Genomic DNA, 15,392 nt, shown 5'->3' with positions numbered 1-15,392 from the left:
AGCCGTGCGGACGCGCACAGCGTGCTCTTGTGGCATGTCCTGGTCAAGAACTGCATTCCGGCCAAATCTGCCGGGACGGCCACCCCACACGTACCGCCTAGGGCAGGCTGTGAACCTTCGGACCCACCGAGTTGGACCAAGCGCTACCCGCCTTGGCGTCCCAGTTGGTCGACCAGGTCATCGCGCCGCGCAGCCCCGGGTACGTCTTCGAGGGCTTGAAGGATCCGCAGTTCGTGCCCCTGGCCAGGCAGTCCAGGGCGTTGTTCACGATGGTCGGGGAGACGTACCCGCTGCCCGCGCCGCTCGGCGAGGCCGGTACGCCGATGCCCACCTGCGAGGGGTCGAGGCCGCCCTCGAGCTGGATGCAGGCCAGCGCGGTCAGGAAGTCCACCGAGCCCTGCGCGTAGACCTTGCCGTCGCAGCCGTTCATCGAGCCGCTGTTGTAGTACTGCATGTTGACGACGGTGAGGATGTCCTTGATGTTCAGCGCCGTCTTGAAGTAGCCGCCCGCCGTCGACTGCATGTCGATGGTCTGCGGGGCCATCGTGATGACGAGCGAGGAGCCGGCCTTGGCGGACAGCGAGCGCAGCGCCTGCGTCATGTAGGTCGGGTTGAGGCCGTTCTCCAGGTCGATGTCGATCCCGCTGAAGCCGTACTCCTGCATCAGCGCGTAGGCCGAGTTCGCCAGGTTGTTCGCGGAGGCCGAGTCGCCCACCGAGATGGTGCCCCGCTCGCCGCCGATGGAGAGGATGACCGACTTGCCGGCCGCCTTCTTCGCGGCGACGTCCGCCTTGAACTGCGCGACCGTGTAGCCGCCGAGACCGGCCGAGTCGAGGTTGAAGGTGATGGCCCCGGGCGTGGTCGTGGCGTCGGCGAAGGAGACGGCGATGATGTCGTACTGGGACGAGACGTCCGAGATCTTCTGGACGGTCGCGCCGTTGTTGAAGTTCTGCCAGTAGCCGGTCAGTGCGTGCTTGGGGACCGAGGGGTTCGGGTTCGGGTTCCCGCCACCGGTCGTCGTGCCGGTCACCGCCGCCGACTTCGGGCCCTCGCCGGCCGCGTTGTACGCGCTCACCTGGAACGAGTACGAGGTGGCGGCGGCGAGCCCGGTGATCTGGGCGGGGGAGCCGGACACGGTCTTGACCCGGGCACCGTCCTGATGGACGTAGTAGCCGGTCGCCCCGCTGACCGCGTTCCACGAAAGGGTGAGCCCGTTCGCGCTCTGGCCGGAAACGGCGGTCCCGGCCGGGGCGCCGGGCACGGACGGGCCGGGGTCGGTGCCGCCGCCCCCGTCCGGGCCGAAGACGCTGAAGTCGTCGACGACATAGGCGGCCTGCCCGTACCAGCCGTGCGTCCACACGGTGACCTGGGTGGTGTTCGGGCCGGTGGTGAAGGTGGTCGACAGCTTCTGCCAGCCGCCGCCCGAGCCGGGGGTCCAGGTGGACACGTCCTGCGTGCCCGTCCCGGTCGCGCCGAGGTACACGTAGGAGCCCTGCACCTGCTCGCTCAGCGTGTACGTCGAGTTCGGCTTGACCGTGACGGTCTGACTGCACTGTGCGTTGTCCTGGCCCGCGGGGGTGCCCTTGAGGGCGCCGGCCCCGGCGTACACGGGCGAGGACACGGCGGCGCCGCTCCCGGAGCTGCAGCTCCAGTTGGCGAGCCCGGACTCGAAGCCTCCGTTGCGGGCGACGTTGACGTCCGCGGCCTGCGCGGTGCCCGTGGCGAGGGCGGTCAGGCCGCCGGCGGTGAGGGTGGCGGCGCCCAGGAGGGCGAGCGAGCGTATGCGGTTCACGTGGTCTCCGTGGGGGGAGAAGGGGATGTGAAGGGGGTGGTGGAACAGGCGGAGGGCAAGCGGAGGAACGCCTTCGGGCGTAAGTGGGGGAACCCGTCAACGTGTTGGCCCCAAGTTGGTCCAGACCAATCTCCGTGTCAAGACTCTTTGCAATGTGGCTTGAATTGATCGGGCGTCCGATCCCGGTTGTCCGGGTTTCCCGCCACCTGTGACAGGTGCCTGCAGCACGGGAATTCCCAAGGCCCTGCCCTGCCAGGGACGACGCGGATATGGTGCTGGGGCAAGGGGGAAGGGCGCCGATCGTTTGCGGTCGCGCAGGGGTGCGCGTACGCGACGGCGGCGCCGACGTATGGGGCGTACGGGGTGAACAGGGGGATTCGCGTGCCGACCGCCATTGCCGTCACCAGCGCCGATCTGGTGCTGCCGGCCCCTGACCGGCACACACCGCCGGCCGTCGTACTGCACCCGCCGGGACAGCTCGACCTGGCGGGCGCGCTCGCCGAGACGAGCGCCCTGCTGGAGCGCCACGGCCACCTCGTGGTCTTCGTACCGCCCTGGCTGCCGACGGCGACGATCCAGCGGCTGCACACGGTGCGGGCCATCCTGGAGACCGACCGGATCGCGCTCCTCGACCTCGATCTGCCCCCGCTGGCCACGGCCCTGCTGGTACGTCAGCTGCGCCAGCTCAGCGTCTGTGACTTCAGCCCCGGGGTCATCGCCTCCGCGGCCCGGCTGCTGTCCCACTACATCCACGCGGGGGCCCTGCTGGGCTCGGTCGCCAAACTGGACCGGGTCGCGGTCGGCCTCAAGGCCCACGCGCGGTCGTGGTCGCCGAACGCGCAGTTCGCCGTACTGGCCCACCCGACCCCGCACCTGGTCAGGCTGAGCGGCTCCGGCGGCAAGGCCAATGGCGGGCGTGGCGGACACGGCGGGCGCGGCGGACACGGCGGGGGCGGGCGCTCCGGGGGCGCAGCGGGCGCCGGGCTGCCGCCCGGTCCCGGTTTCACCACCCACCTCACCTTCGCCCGCGGCCAGCTCGCCTCCGACTGGGTGGCGGCCGAACTCGCCCCCGCCTGGCAGGTCCAGGGCGTGATGGAGAACCCGCTCCCGGCCGACTCGCCGATCTGGTGGGCCACGACGAAGCTCGTGGAGTTCGCGGCCGCCATCCCGGACCCGTCCGTGCTGTACCAGCTCGTCGCCTCCGTCCGGCGCGAGCAGTGCCACTGGTGCGGCCTCGAGCTCATCGGCGACCGCTGCGGTTTCTGCGCCGCGCCGCTGGCCGCACCGCCGCCGGCCGAGGACGGGCGCCGGACGGCACCCCCGGCGTTCTCCGGCTCTCCCGGCTCCTTCAGACCAAGACACTGACCGGCCCGAACGAACGAAGAACGGCGAGGTAGTACGGCCCATGAACTCACGCCAGCGCCGCGGCGTCATCCTGCTGCTCCTGTCGGTCCTGTGCGCCCTCGCGGCGTTCGGCGGGGTCCTCGTGGTGATCGGCGACGTCAATTCCAAGGTCGGGGCCGAGGTCGTCGCGTACCGCGCCAAGGGCGACATCGCGCCGTACAGCCCGCTGTCGGCGGGGCAGTTCGAGGAAGTCTCGATCCCCGAGCGCTGGCTGTCCGACACCGCCGTCACCGACCTCGGGCAGCTCAAGGACAAGATCACGCTCACCACCCTGCGCAAGGGCTCACTGCTCCAGGCGGGCATGTTCGTCGACAAGCCGCAGCTCCAGCCCGGGGAGCAGGAGATCGCCATCATGATCGACGCGTCGACCGGCGTGGCCGGCAAGATCTACTCCGGGGCCAAGGTCAACATCATCGCCACCTTCAAGGGCGCCAAGGACACCGAGCCCTCCCGCTCGGTGATCATCGTGGCCAACGCGCGCGTCCTGAACGTCGGCAAGCTCACCGCCCTCGACAAGGACAGCGACAAGAAGGGCCCCGCCGAGGCGGTCCCGATCACCTTCGCCCTGAACACCAAGGACACCCAGCGCGTCGCGTACGCCGAGTCCTTCGCGGAGCACGTACGCCTGGCCCTGGTGGCCCCCGGCACCGACTCCGCGCCCGGCGCGGGCGACCGTACGTACACCCTCGACGGGGACAAGTGAGGCCCGGATGACCACCCGAATCCTCCCCGCGGCCGGCGACCCGGACGCCGCCCGCGCCATCTCCACCCTCCTCAGCCAGCTCCCGGCCGCCGAGCCGGGCGCCCCGGTCCCCGACTCCACCTCGCTGCTGGACACCCTGGGGCGGCTGGCCGCCGAGTCCATCGACGAACTGCCCGAAGTGGTCGTCGTCCACGAGCGGATCGGCCCGGTGCCCGCGCTCGACCTCATCCGTGAGGTCGCACTCCGCTTCCCGGCGGTGGGCGTGGTGCTGGTGTCCTCGGACGCGGGCCCGGCGCTGTTCTCCGCCGCCATGGACTCCGGCGCCCGGGGTCTGATCGGGCTGCCGCTCGCATACGAGGAACTCGCCGCCCGTGTCCAGGCCGCCGCCCAGTGGTCCGTGGGCGTACGCCGCCACCTGGGCCGGGGGGCCGACGTGTTCACCGGCCCCGGCGGCAAGGTGGTCACCGTCACCGGGGCCAAGGGCGGCGTCGGCACCACCTTCACCGCCGTGCAGTTCGCGCTGGCCGCGGCCGCCTCGGGGCGGCGTACCGCCCTGGTCGACATGGACCTCCAGGCCGGCGACGTCGGCTCGTACCTCGACGTGCAGTTCCGGCGCTCCATCGCCGACCTCGCCGGGATCCAGGACATCTCGCCGCGGGTGCTCCAGGACGCGGTGTACGACGACCGGACCGGGCTGGCACTGCTGCTGGCCCCGGCGGACGGCGAGCGCGGCGAGGAGGTCGACGAACGCGCCGCCCGGCACATCGTCGGAGCCCTGCGCAGCCGGTACGAGCTGGTCGTCATCGACTGCGGCACCCAGGTGACGGGCGCGAACGCGGCGGCGGTGGAGATGGCGGACGTGGCGGTCCTGGTCACCACCCCGGACGTGGTCTCCGTACGGGCGGCCAAGCGGCTGGTCCGGATGTGGGAGCGGCTCCAGGTCCGCAAGGCGGAGGACACCGCGATGGTGGTCAACCGCTGGAGCAAGCACACGGAGATCCAGCCCGCGCTCATCGAGAAGATCACGAAGACCCGGGCCACCCGGACCCCGGTGCCGGCGGCCTTCAAGGAGCTCCAGGCGGTCGTGGACGCGGGACGGGTGCAGGACCTCGACAACCGCTCCAGCGTGAAGCAGGCGCTGTGGACGCTGGCGGGCGAACTCGGCCTGCTTTCGCCCCCGTCCACGGCAGAGCCCGCAGCCGCCGCCTCGGGAACCCCGGGCGCGGCCCTGGCCGTACGGGCCCCCGGCCCGGTGGCGCGCCTGCGGGGCGGCGACCGGGGCGCGGCGGGCCCCTGGCTGCGCCGCGGCCGGGAGGGCTGACGCATGCCCGCGCGCAGACCCGTCCGCGCCGCCCGCGCCGCCCGGGGAGACCGCGGCCAGGTGGCGGTCGAGTTCGTCGGCATGGTGCCGCTGATCCTGCTGCTCGTGGCGGCGGTGTGGGAGTGCGTACTGATCGGGTACGCCTTCTCCCTGGCGGGCAACGCGGCGGACGAGGCGGCGCGGGTGGGGGCGGTGCACGGGGGCGGGGCCTGCGATGCCGCGGCGCGGCGGCATGTCGGGGGCGCCTGGAACATGAGCGTGGACTGCCGCGAGTCGGGCGACGTCTACAAGGCGACCGTGAAGCTCAACCTCCCGGTCTTCTTCCCGGGCCTCGACATCGGCACCCCGATCACGGGCGAGGGCGGCTCCGCGAAGGAAGAGGAGGACTGAGGTGGAACGAGACCGGGACCGGGGCCAAGTGGCCCTGGAGTACATCGGCTTCATCCCGATCCTGCTGTTCGTCGCGCTCTGCGGGATCCAGCTCGGCTGGGTCGGCTACGTCCACCAGCAGGCCGAGACCGCTGCCCGGACGGCCGCACGCGTGGAGGCCCGCAACCCGGGCGCCGGGTCGGCGGCGGGCATGGCGGCCATCAGCTCCGGCCTCGACGCGACGATCGACGTGTCCTCGGTCCCCGACGCGGTCACCGCGAAGGTCAGCATCCCGATCAAGTCCATCGTGCCGGGCCTGTCCATCGACCCGGCCAGGGCAACTGCCATCATGCCCAACGACGACCCGAAGGTGACCGGACCATGAGCCTGCGTTCCCGGGTCAACACCCCCGACGACCGGCACAGTCCCCGCGAGGACGGCCGGCTGGTCTCCGCGTACCGGGCGAAGCTGCTGGAGGAGATCGACCTCGCCGAGATGTCCGCGCTCGCGCCCGCCGAGCGCCGGGCCCGGCTGGAGCGCGTACTCGGGCACATCATCAGCCGCGAGGGGCCCGTCCTCTCCACCGTCGAGCGGGCGCAGCTGATCCGCCGGGTCGTGGACGAGGCGCTCGGTCTCGGTGTGCTCGAACCGCTCCTCGAGGACGCGTCGATCTCCGAGATCATGGTCAACGGCCCGGACCAGATCTTCGTCGAGCGCGCCGGCCGGGTCGAGCAGCTGCCGCTGCGCTTCGCCTCGCACGAGCAGCTGATGCAGACCATCGAGCGCATCGTCTCCACCGTCAACCGGCGCGTGGACGAGGCCAACCCGATGGTCGACGCCCGCCTGCCCAGCGGCGAGCGCGTCAACGTGATCATCCCGCCGCTGTCCCTGACCGGGGCCACCCTCACGATCCGCCGCTTCCCGCGCGCGTTCACCCTGCACGAGATGATCGGCCTCGGCTCGCTGGACGAGCAGATGCTCCTGCTCCTGTCCGGCCTGGTCCAGGCGAAGATGAACGTCATCGTGTCGGGGGCCACCGGCACCGGCAAGACCACGCTCCTCAACGCCCTCTCCGGCCTGATCCCCGAGGGCGAGCGGATCATCACCATCGAGGACTCCGCGGAGCTCCAGCTCCAGCAGGCGCACGTGATCCGCCTCGAATCCCGCCCGGCGAACGTGGAGGGCAAGGGCCGGATCACCATCCGCGACCTCGTACGCAACTCCCTGCGCATGCGCCCCGACCGCATCATCGTCGGCGAGGTCCGCGGCGGCGAGACGCTCGACATGCTCCAGGCGATGTCGACCGGCCACGACGGCTCCCTGGCCACCGTCCACGCGAACAGCGCCGAGGACGCCCTGATGCGCCTGCAGACCCTCGCCTCCATGTCCGAGGTGGAGGTCCCCTTCGAGGCCCTGCAGGACCAGATCAACAGCGCGGTGAACGTGGTCGTCCAGCTGACCCGCTTCGGCGACGGCTCGCGCCGCGTCACGGAGATCGCCATCCTCGACTCGCACGGCCGCGAGCCCTTCCGCATCACCACCGTCTGCCGGTTCGCCGCCCAGCCGATGGGCGCCGACGGCCGCGTCCACGGCTACTTCGAGTACTACCCGCTGCCGCGCCGGATCGCGGACCGCCTCTACATGAACAACCAGCCGATCCCGCAGGCCTTCGGGGTCGCCATGTCCGACGACCAGCTCGCGACCCGCATCACCCGGACACTCCTGTGAACCCACTCATCCTCCTCACCCTCGGCGCCACGCTGCTGGCCTGCGTCCTCGTGGTCGTCGGCGTCCACGCCTACGCCGCCGGCCGCGCCCAGCGCGCCGCCCTCATCGAACGCCTCGCCACGGACGGCGCACCGGAGCCGGCGGGCCGCAGACGCCGCTTCCCCGGCGTGGACCGGCGCCTGCGCAGGACCGCGCTGGGCAAGCGGATCGAGGTGAAGCTGGCCGTGACCGGCCTGGACCTCACCCCCGGCGAGTTCTTCGTCTACATGCTGATGTCCGTCGCCGGTGTGTGGCTCGTCGCGGCGAGCTTCCTGGCCCCGTTCTTCGGCCCGGTGGCCGGCCTGATCGGCCTGTGGGCCGCGGACGCCTTCCTCAACTGGCAGCGGGCGCGCCGTACCGAGCGGTTCATCAACCAGCTCCCCGAGCTCGCCCGCATCCTCGCCAATGCCACCCAGGCCGGGCTGGCCCTGCGTACGGCCATCGCCATAGCTGCGGAGGAGCTGGAGGCCCCGGCGGGCGAGGAGCTCGCGCGCGTCGCCGACCGGCTCGCCGTGGGGCACTCCATCGAGGAGTCCCTCGGCGAGATCGCGCAGCGGCTTCCCTCCCGGGAACTGGTCGTCCTCGTCTCCACGCTCGTCCTGTCCGCGCGCGCGGGCGGCGCCATCGTCGGCAGCCTGCGCAACCTCACGGTGACGCTGGAGCAGCGCAAGGAGACGCGGCGCGAGATCCGCACCCAGCTCTCCCAGGTGACGGTGACGGCCTACCTGGTACCGGCGATCGGACTCGGCTCGCTGCTGCTGGTGAACGTGATGATGCCGGGCGCGCTCGACCGGATGACCGGCGCGTTCATCGGCCAGACGGCGGTGCTGGTGGCGATCGGGCTCTTCACGCTCGGCTTCGTCCTGATCCGCCGACTCTCGAAGATCGACGTGTGAGGGGGCGACGGACATGACGGCTCTGCTGCTGGCCCTGCTGCTGGGGGTGTCGGTCTTCGGCGTCTTCCACGGCATCCGCCTCTACCGCGCCGAGACGAAACTGCCGAGCGACCTCGCGCTCGCCCTGGAGGTCGGCGCCACCCGTACGACGGCCGTCGGCTCGGCCGTGGACCGCCTCGGCATCCGCTGGGCGCCGCTCGTCCTGCGCCTGATGGGCCCGAACCGGGTCGCCCGCAAGCGCCGCCAGATCGACCTGGCGGGCAACCCGGCCGGCCTGACGATCGACCGGTACGCGGCGCGCCGTGCCGTGTACGGGTTCCTGGGCGCGCTCGGCGCGTTCTCGATGCTGATCAACGGCCAGCTCGTACCGGCCCTGCTGATGGTCGCCTTCGGCCTGTTCTGGATCGAGGTCGGCCTCTGGTCGGCGATCCGGGTCCGCCGCGACCACATCGAGCGGACGCTGCCGGACTTCCTGGACGTGCTGGCGGTCGTCGTGAGCGCGGGGCTCGGCTTCCGGCAGGCGCTGGAGCGGGTGGCCGCCAAGTACGACGGCCCCTGGTCGGACGAGATCCGGATCACCCTGCAGCAGATGGACATGGGCGTCAGCCGCCGCCAGGCCTTCGACGAGCTGCGCGCGCGCAACGACTCCGAGCAGGTGGCGCAGTTCGTGACCGCGCTCCAGCAGGGCGAGGAGCTGGGCTCGCCGATCGTCGAGACGCTGATCGCGATCGCCGAGGACATGCGCCGTACGGATGCCCAGAACGCCCGGCGGCGGGCCGCCCGGGCCGTCCCGAAGGCCACGTTCGCGGTGACGATGTTCATGCTGCCGGGCACGCTGATCCTGCTGGTCTGCGGCTTCGTGTACGGCGCGGACGTCGACTTCGGCGCGATGCTCGGGGGCGGGTGAGCCATGGCGGTCCTCCACATCCCCCTGGCCGCGCGCGCAGGGGCCCGGAGCCACGGCGGTGCGCCCCTCACCCTCCAGGCCAACGCCCTCCAGGCCCTGTGCCGCCGGGTGTTCGCGTTCCGGATGGTGGTGATCGGCCTGGGCGCGCCGCTGGCACTGGGGCGCACGGCCCGAGGCGGTCCGACGTACCTCGTGGGCGGCGCGATCCTGCTCACCTTCATGCTTTCGTACGCGCTCTTCCGCGACTGGGAGCGCTTCGGGCCGCTGCTGCTGCGCCACCGCTGGCTGCTGGCCCCGGACATGGCGTTCTGCGGGCTGCTGCTGGTCACGGCGACGCCGGAGTCGCCCCTCGGCTTCGCCGTGGTCTGCACGCCGCTGCTGGCCGGGCTGGTCCACGGGTGGCGCGGCTCGGCGGTCTATGCGGCGCTGGCGGCCGTCCTCGTGGTGGCCGTGGGCGGCGGCGGCCTGACCCTGCCGGTGCTCTGCCTCCTGGCGGGCGCGGCCGGCGCCTCGCTGCGGGACCTGCTGTTCCGCTTCGGCTCGGCGAGCCAGGCCCTGACGGAGACGCGGGCCCGGCTGGCGGTGGCCGAGGCGGTGCGCGCCGAACGGGACCACCTGGCCCGCGAGATGCACGACTCGGTGTCGAAGACCCTGCACGGCCTGGCCCTGGCGGCGGACGCCCTCGCCCGCACCACGGACCCGGCGGCCCTGCGCCGCCAGGCCTGTTTCCTCTCCGGCGCGGCCCGCGCGGCGGCGGCGGAATCCCGGGCACTGCTGACGGACCTGCGGCGCGAGGCGGACGCGCCGGGGGTCTCGCTGTCAGGGGAACTCCGCCGCCTGGTCGGCGCGGACGCGGAGCTCCGTACGGAGGGAGTCCTCCCCGTGCTCCCCTCCGCAGTGGCGCACCACCTCCTGGCGGTCACCTCGGAGGCCCTGGAGAACGCCCGCCGCCACGCGGGAGCCTCGCGCGTGACGGTCAAGGCGGCGGTGGACGCGGGGGACCTCACCCTGACCATCGAGGACGACGGCTGCGGCCTCCCGCCCGATGCCCTGCACCGCAGGGGCCGCTTCGGGCTGCTCGGCATGACGGAACGCGCGGCGTCGATCGGCGCCCGCCTCCACATCGGAGCCCGGCCGTCCGGCCCCGGCACCCTCGTCCGCCTGGACCTCCCGCTCGCGGCCCTGACCCCGGAGGGGAGCCCGTGATGCCGCTCCGCGTCCTGATCGCCGACGACAACCCGGTGGTACGGGCGGGCCTGGCGTCCCTCCTGGCGACGGCCGGGGACATGGAGGTGGTGGCCCAGGCGGCAGACGGCCGCGAGGCCCTGAGCCTGACCCGCCGGCACGCCCCGGACGTGATCCTGCTGGACGTCCGCATGCCGGGCGTCGACGGCATCTCGGCGCTGCCGCACCTCGTACAGCTGGCGCCCGTACTGATGCTGACGTACAGCCAGGAATCCGAGATTGTCCGAGAAGCCCTCCTCCTGGGTGCAGGCGGCTACCTCGTCCACGGCGAATTCACGCCCGAAGACCTGGTCCGAGCGGTCCGTGACGTCCGCGAGGGCCGGGCCCACTTCACGACGACGGCGGCGAGCGCGCTGCTCGCGGATCTCCGGACCTCTTCGCAACCGCAACGATCTGTGGCACGCTCTCCTGAGCGACTGCACAACACGGTTCTCTTCGGCCTGAGTTCGAGGGAGGTGGAGATCATGGATCTGATCGCGTCCGGGATGAGCAACCAGCAGATCGCGGCCACCTGCTTCATCAGCGAGAAGACGGTCAAGAACCACATCAACCGCATCTTCGCGAAGCTCCAGAGCACGAGCCGCAGCGAGGCGATAGCGCGCTGGCTGGGAACGGCCCGTCCAGGGGTGACCGGCCATGGGTAGACGGAGTGCGCAGTGGGTCCGTAATTGGGCCCCGGGACCCTTGGTTATCACCGGTGACTCCCCGTACGGTCCGCAAACCAACAGCGGCACCGGCCCGGGAGGGAACCCCCATGTTGCAGAACACCCTGGCGAGGATGCGGAAGCGGTACGAGGGCAAGGGCGCGAGCGATCGAGGCCAGACGGCCTTCGAATACCTGGGCATCATCCTGGTGGTCGTGGTGATCATCGGCGCGATCGTCGGCACGGGCATCGGCCAAGCCATCACCAACCGGATCTCCACGGCGGTCGCCTCGGTCACTGCCGGGAAGTGATCTCGGCGAGGTTCGACGAACGAGGGCAGGCGTTCCCCATCTACATCGCGGTGGTGGCAGGCATGCTCTTCGCTGCGTTCGCCTTTTTTGTCATAGGCCAGGCGGCACTTACGCGTAGCAATGCGCAGGGTGCCGCCGACGCGGCTGCCCTAGCGGCTGCGCGTGACGCGCGAGATCACCTGGTCCCAGGCCTGGACTTCGCGAAGTTCGAACCCGAGGACTGGGAGAGGATCCTTCGCGGGGAAATGCTGGACGCGACCGGAGCTTGCCGAGAAGCGCGTAACTTCGCGGAGCAGAACGATGCGTCGGCGACCTGTACACCGGCGCCTCGTAAGTTCGCCGTTGAGGTGACGACCAAGGGCACGGTCGGGAAGTCGGTCATCCCGGGCACCGACAGTGTGCACGGGAAAGCCAGCGCAACCGCGGCGATCGAGCCGCGCTGCTCTTTGGGCGCCACCCCGGCCCCTGCTCCCACCCCAGCCCCTACGGCTACCCCTGCCCCCACTCCCGCGCCGACTCCGGCGCCGCCCGTGACGTTCAAGTGCAAGGGCGGAAAGGCCTTGGTGCTGGATCCGTTGAAGCCCGATCCCTGGCGCAAGTTGGCCAGGATCCTGTTTGACGTGCGCTTGGTCGATTGACAGTGAATGAGAGAAGGAAGCGGCATAGATGAGCACTCGGCACTCGGTGAAGGTCCGCGGGGGAGCGGCTGCCGTAGCTGCGGCGGTTTTGGCGATCACGATGGCCGGTTGCGGTGGAGGTGACGACAACAAGCGCAAGGCGGGCCAGGCTCCGTCGTCGAACTCCCAGGGCGCCGCGCCCCAGTCGCAGGCTCCCAGTGGCAGCCCCAAGCCCACACCGACCGAAGTGCTCGCCACCGTCAACGGTGAGAGTGGCATGACCCTCACCATCAACTCGGCGGTGCGTGATGCGGGCGGGTTCCTCACGGTCAGTGGCCAGCTAAAGAACACCGGCAGTCAGGCCTTCGCCAGTACCGCGGCTTGGCGGGGCAATGAACTCAACGGCAGCGGAGCCTCAGTCGCAGGTGTCACTTTGGTCGACAAGGCTGGCAAGAAGAGGTATTACGTGCTTCGCGACACCGACGGCAGGTGTCTGTGCACCACTGGGCTGACCATCATTGAGGCCGGTCAGACGGTGCCCTTCTTCGCACAGTTCCCGGTGCCTCCGAACAGCACCACTCAGGTGGACTTCAACCTGCCCACCTTCGCCACGGCCACCATCAAAATCTCCGGGTGACCCCATGAATAAACGCCATCGTGTCTCCGCTGCGACAGCTGTCGTCGGTCTCGTCATTGCCGGCGCCCATCTGATCGGCGCGTCCAGCGCCTACGCTGACGACGTCAAGCCGTCGGCACCTCCCGGCACGGAGCCCTCCGCCGCCGCGCCCGTGCCCATCGACTCCAACGCTCCCGGGCTGAAGATCCCCCAGGGCGGAACCCTGGCTCCGATCAAGGTCCTGGACATCGCCGAGGTCGTCGAAGACCTCGGCGGTGAGCAGCGGCGGCAGGAGACCAACCAGTCCGTGATGATGGCCCTGCAGTCCGAGGTGCTCTTCCCCGAGAACAGCGCCGTCTTCAACGCCCAGGCCACCGCCCGGATACAGGCCATCGCCGGCGAGATCAACACGCAGAAGGCGACCCGCGTCCGGGTCTTCGGCTTCACCGACGACCAGGGCAGCTACGAGCACGGCAAGGAACTCTCCAAGCAGCGCGCCGACGCCGTTCAGGCGGAGCTCGCCAAGACCGTCACCAGCCCCGGCGTCATCTACGACGTCCGGGGCTACAGCGAGGACTACCCGATCGCCGACAACGGCACCGAGGAAGGCCGTAAGAAGAACCGCCGCGTCGAGATCACCTTCCCCCGCACCACCGCCGCCGGCGGCAACTAGCGGCGCCGGCTCCGCAGGAGGGTGGCCGCGAGGGCGAAGGCGGTCAGCAGCAGGCCGGCGCCGCCCGCGAAGGCCAGGTGGTAGCCGCCTGTCAGCGATGCGGCCGCGGTGTGGCCGGCGGATTCCAGGCTTTCGGTGCGCGAGGCCGCCAGGGTGGAGAGGACGGCGACTCCCAGGGCCATCCCGATCTGCTGGGTGGTGTTGAACAGGCCGGAGGCGAGTCCCGCGTCCCCTTCGCCGGCGCCGGACATGCCCAGCGTGGTGAGGGCCGGCAGGGCCAGGCCGAAGCCGGCGGCCAGCAGCATCACCGGCAGCAGGTCGGTGACGTAATCGGCGTGCACCGGCAGCCGGGTCAGCAGGCCGAGCGCCAGGATCAGCAGGGCGAGGCCGGCCAGCAGGACGCCGCGCTCGCCGAACCGGGTGTTCAGCCGGGCCGAGGCGCCGAGCGAGACGGCACCGATCACAGCGGCGGCCGGGAGCATGGCCAGGCCCGTCGCGGCGGCGCCGTAGCCCTGGACCTTCTGGAGGTAGAGGGCGACCAGAATCTGGAAGGAGAACAGCGCGGCCACCATCAGCATCTGGACGAGGTTCGCGCCGACCACGGTGCGTGAGCGGAAGATCCGCAGCGGCATCAGCGGCGTGCGGGCCCCGGCCTGGCGCAGGGTGAACGCGGCCAGCAGGGCGACGGAGAGCGTCCCCAGGCCGAGGGTGTGCGCAGAGGCCCAGCCGTACTGCTCCACCTCGACCACGGTGTAGATGCCCAGCATGAGTCCGGCGGTGACCAGCGCAGCGCCGAGCACGTCGGCCCCGGCGCGCAGGCCCGGAGTTGCGTGGGCGCTGTCGGCGGGGAGCGCGGGCGCGGCCATCAGTAGCGCGGCGAGGCCGATGGGCAGGTTGATGAAGAAGATCCAGTGCCAGTCGAGCGCGTCGGTGAGGATGCCGCCGAGCACCTGGCCCAGGGAGGCTCCGGCCGCGCCGGTGAAGGAGAAGACGGCAATCGCCCTGGCGCGCTCGCGGGACTCGGTGAACAGGGTGATCAGGATGCCGAGGCTGACGGCCGAGGCCATCGCACTGCCGAGCCCCTGGAGGAAGCGAGCGGCTACGAGCACTTCGGGGGAGGCGGCGAAGCCGGCGAGCACCGAGGCGGCGGTGAAGACGGCGGTCCCGGCCAGGAACATCCGCTTGCGGCCGATCAGGTCGCCCAGGCGACCGGCAAGCAGCAGCAGGCTGCCGAAGGCGATCAGGTAGGCGTTGACCACCCAGCTGAGGCTGCTGGGGGTGAAGCCCAGGTCGTTCTGGATGGCGGGCATCGCAACGGTGACGATGCTGCCGTCGAGGACCGTCATCAGCATGCCGGTGGAGAGCACGGCGAGGGCGCTCCAGCGGGAGCGCAGCCCCTGAGCGGCAGCCGGCGCGGAGGCGGGGGCAGTGAGAGGGGGAGCGGGGGCATCCGTAGCGACGGGCATCGGTTTCTCCAGTCAGGTGAGGGCGACTGGTGTGACCGTAGCAGATGGTTTCGTTGCAGACGATTTATTTCGGATCGAATTGCTAGACTGGGGGCATGACTGCGATGGCACCCACCCGGACCGAGCCCGACCTCTCCTTCCTCCTGGACCACACCAGCCATGTCCTGCGCACCCGCATGGCCGCCGCCCTCGCCGAGATCGGCCTCACCGCCCGCATGCACTGCGTCCTCGTGCACGCCCTGGAGGAGGAGCGGACCCAGATCCAGCTCGCCGAGATCGGTGACATGGACAAGACGACGATGGTCGTCACCGTCGATGCCCTGGAGAAGGCCGGGCTGGCCGAGCGGCGGCAGTCGAGCAAGGATCGCCGGGCCCGCATCATCGCTGTCACCGAGCAGGGCGCCGCCGTCGCCGCCCAGAGCCGGCGCATCGTCGACAAGGTCCACGCCGACGCCCTCAGCTCCCTTGCGGCCGCCGACCGCAAAGACCTGCTGCGCGTCCTGACGCAACTCGTCGAAGGCGACCTGGAGTCCCCCTCCGAGAGCCTCCGCCCGGCCCGCCGCGCCCGGATGTGACGCGCCGCCAAGGCCCTTTGCCGGATGGGCACATGGCTGTATGGCGGGCGGCGGTCACGGTGCGCGGGTGGCAGAACCCGGGTACG

General features: G+C 71.1%; 16 protein-coding genes and 1 pseudogene. 15 read left to right on the top strand and 2 right to left on the bottom strand.

Annotated features, from left to right (window positions below; all coding sequences use genetic code 11):
* Window positions 1–97 precede the first annotated feature (97 nt).
* Window positions 98–1,792, bottom strand: coding sequence for a chitinase (locus OHT74_RS14500; RefSeq protein WP_328620440.1), 1,695 nt, complete (start codon window positions 1,790–1,792; stop codon window positions 98–100).
* A 381-nt stretch (window positions 1,793–2,173) separates the two neighbouring features.
* Here OHT74_RS14500 and OHT74_RS14495 point away from each other — a divergent pair, with 381 nt between their 5' ends.
* The 14 genes and pseudogenes from OHT74_RS14495 to OHT74_RS14430 all read left to right on the top strand — a co-directional run bounded on the left by OHT74_RS14495 (window position 2,174) and on the right by OHT74_RS14430 (window position 13,265).
* Window positions 2,174–3,157: a hypothetical protein gene (locus tag OHT74_RS14495; RefSeq protein ID WP_328620439.1), complete on the top strand. Its 984-nt coding sequence runs from the start codon at window positions 2,174–2,176 to the stop codon at window positions 3,155–3,157.
* A 40-nt stretch (window positions 3,158–3,197) separates the two neighbouring features.
* A complete protein-coding gene (cpaB, locus tag OHT74_RS14490; RefSeq protein WP_266664312.1) occupies window positions 3,198–3,899 on the top strand; it encodes a Flp pilus assembly protein CpaB in 702 nt (233 codons plus the stop codon).
* Between the two features lie 7 nt (window positions 3,900–3,906).
* Window positions 3,907–5,220 (top strand): AAA family ATPase, encoded by a 1,314-nt coding sequence (locus OHT74_RS14485; RefSeq protein WP_266664310.1) that lies wholly within the window; start codon window positions 3,907–3,909, stop codon window positions 5,218–5,220.
* A 3-nt stretch (window positions 5,221–5,223) separates the two neighbouring features.
* The gene (locus OHT74_RS14480; RefSeq protein ID WP_266664308.1) at window positions 5,224–5,610 is read left to right on the top strand and encodes a TadE/TadG family type IV pilus assembly protein; all 387 of its coding nucleotides are present in this window, start codon (window positions 5,224–5,226) and stop codon (window positions 5,608–5,610) included.
* Between the two features lies 1 nt (window position 5,611).
* On the top strand, window positions 5,612–5,974 hold the full coding sequence (locus OHT74_RS14475; protein ID WP_266664306.1) for a TadE/TadG family type IV pilus assembly protein: 363 nt from the start codon (window positions 5,612–5,614) through the stop codon (window positions 5,972–5,974).
* Window positions 5,971–7,317: a CpaF family protein gene (locus OHT74_RS14470; RefSeq protein WP_328620438.1), complete on the top strand. Its 1,347-nt coding sequence runs from the start codon at window positions 5,971–5,973 to the stop codon at window positions 7,315–7,317. Before OHT74_RS14475 ends, OHT74_RS14470 begins: the two co-directional genes overlap by 4 nt.
* The gene (locus tag OHT74_RS14465) at window positions 7,314–8,252 is read left to right on the top strand and encodes a type II secretion system F family protein (protein WP_266664302.1); all 939 of its coding nucleotides are present in this window, start codon (window positions 7,314–7,316) and stop codon (window positions 8,250–8,252) included. The genes OHT74_RS14470 and OHT74_RS14465 overlap by 4 nt, the downstream gene beginning before the upstream one ends.
* 13 nt (window positions 8,253–8,265) lie before the next feature.
* A complete protein-coding gene (locus OHT74_RS14460; RefSeq protein WP_266664300.1) occupies window positions 8,266–9,159 on the top strand; it encodes a DUF5936 domain-containing protein in 894 nt (297 codons plus the stop codon).
* A 3-nt stretch (window positions 9,160–9,162) separates the two neighbouring features.
* Window positions 9,163–10,278, top strand: a pseudogene (locus OHT74_RS14455) (sensor histidine kinase); the annotation flags it as partial.
* Window positions 10,188–11,048, top strand: coding sequence for a response regulator (locus OHT74_RS14450; protein WP_443047705.1), 861 nt, complete (start codon window positions 10,188–10,190; stop codon window positions 11,046–11,048). The pseudogene OHT74_RS14455 and the gene OHT74_RS14450, both read left to right, overlap by 91 nt.
* A 110-nt stretch (window positions 11,049–11,158) precedes the next feature.
* Window positions 11,159–11,359: a hypothetical protein gene (locus OHT74_RS14445; protein WP_328620436.1), complete on the top strand. Its 201-nt coding sequence runs from the start codon at window positions 11,159–11,161 to the stop codon at window positions 11,357–11,359.
* Window positions 11,356–11,997: a pilus assembly protein TadG-related protein gene (locus OHT74_RS14440; RefSeq protein ID WP_328620435.1), complete on the top strand. Its 642-nt coding sequence runs from the start codon at window positions 11,356–11,358 to the stop codon at window positions 11,995–11,997. Before OHT74_RS14445 ends, OHT74_RS14440 begins: the two co-directional genes overlap by 4 nt.
* 28 nt (window positions 11,998–12,025) lie before the next feature.
* The gene (locus tag OHT74_RS14435) at window positions 12,026–12,613 is read left to right on the top strand and encodes a hypothetical protein (protein WP_328620434.1); all 588 of its coding nucleotides are present in this window, start codon (window positions 12,026–12,028) and stop codon (window positions 12,611–12,613) included.
* A 4-nt stretch (window positions 12,614–12,617) separates the two neighbouring features.
* Window positions 12,618–13,265 (top strand): OmpA family protein, encoded by a 648-nt coding sequence (locus OHT74_RS14430; RefSeq protein ID WP_328620433.1) that lies wholly within the window; start codon window positions 12,618–12,620, stop codon window positions 13,263–13,265.
* Here OHT74_RS14430 and OHT74_RS14425 read toward each other — a convergent pair.
* The gene (locus OHT74_RS14425) at window positions 13,262–14,731 is read right to left on the bottom strand and encodes an MFS transporter (RefSeq protein WP_328620432.1); all 1,470 of its coding nucleotides are present in this window, start codon (window positions 14,729–14,731) and stop codon (window positions 13,262–13,264) included. The two genes, OHT74_RS14430 and OHT74_RS14425, sit on opposite strands and share 4 nt — an antisense overlap.
* 95 nt (window positions 14,732–14,826) lie before the next feature.
* Between OHT74_RS14425 and OHT74_RS14420 the strand changes: the two genes are divergently transcribed.
* Complete coding sequence (locus tag OHT74_RS14420) at window positions 14,827–15,306, top strand: MarR family winged helix-turn-helix transcriptional regulator (RefSeq protein WP_328620431.1); 480 nt, start codon at window positions 14,827–14,829, stop codon at window positions 15,304–15,306.
* The last annotated feature ends 86 nt before the right edge of the window (window positions 15,307–15,392 follow it).

The sequence above is a fragment of the Streptomyces sp. NBC_00354 genome, from assembly GCF_036106915.1.
In the GTDB taxonomy this organism is placed as follows: domain Bacteria; phylum Actinomycetota; class Actinomycetes; order Streptomycetales; family Streptomycetaceae; genus Streptomyces.
The sequence above is the reverse complement of the archived record's forward strand: the minus strand, read 5'-3'. Positions and strand labels throughout refer to the sequence as shown.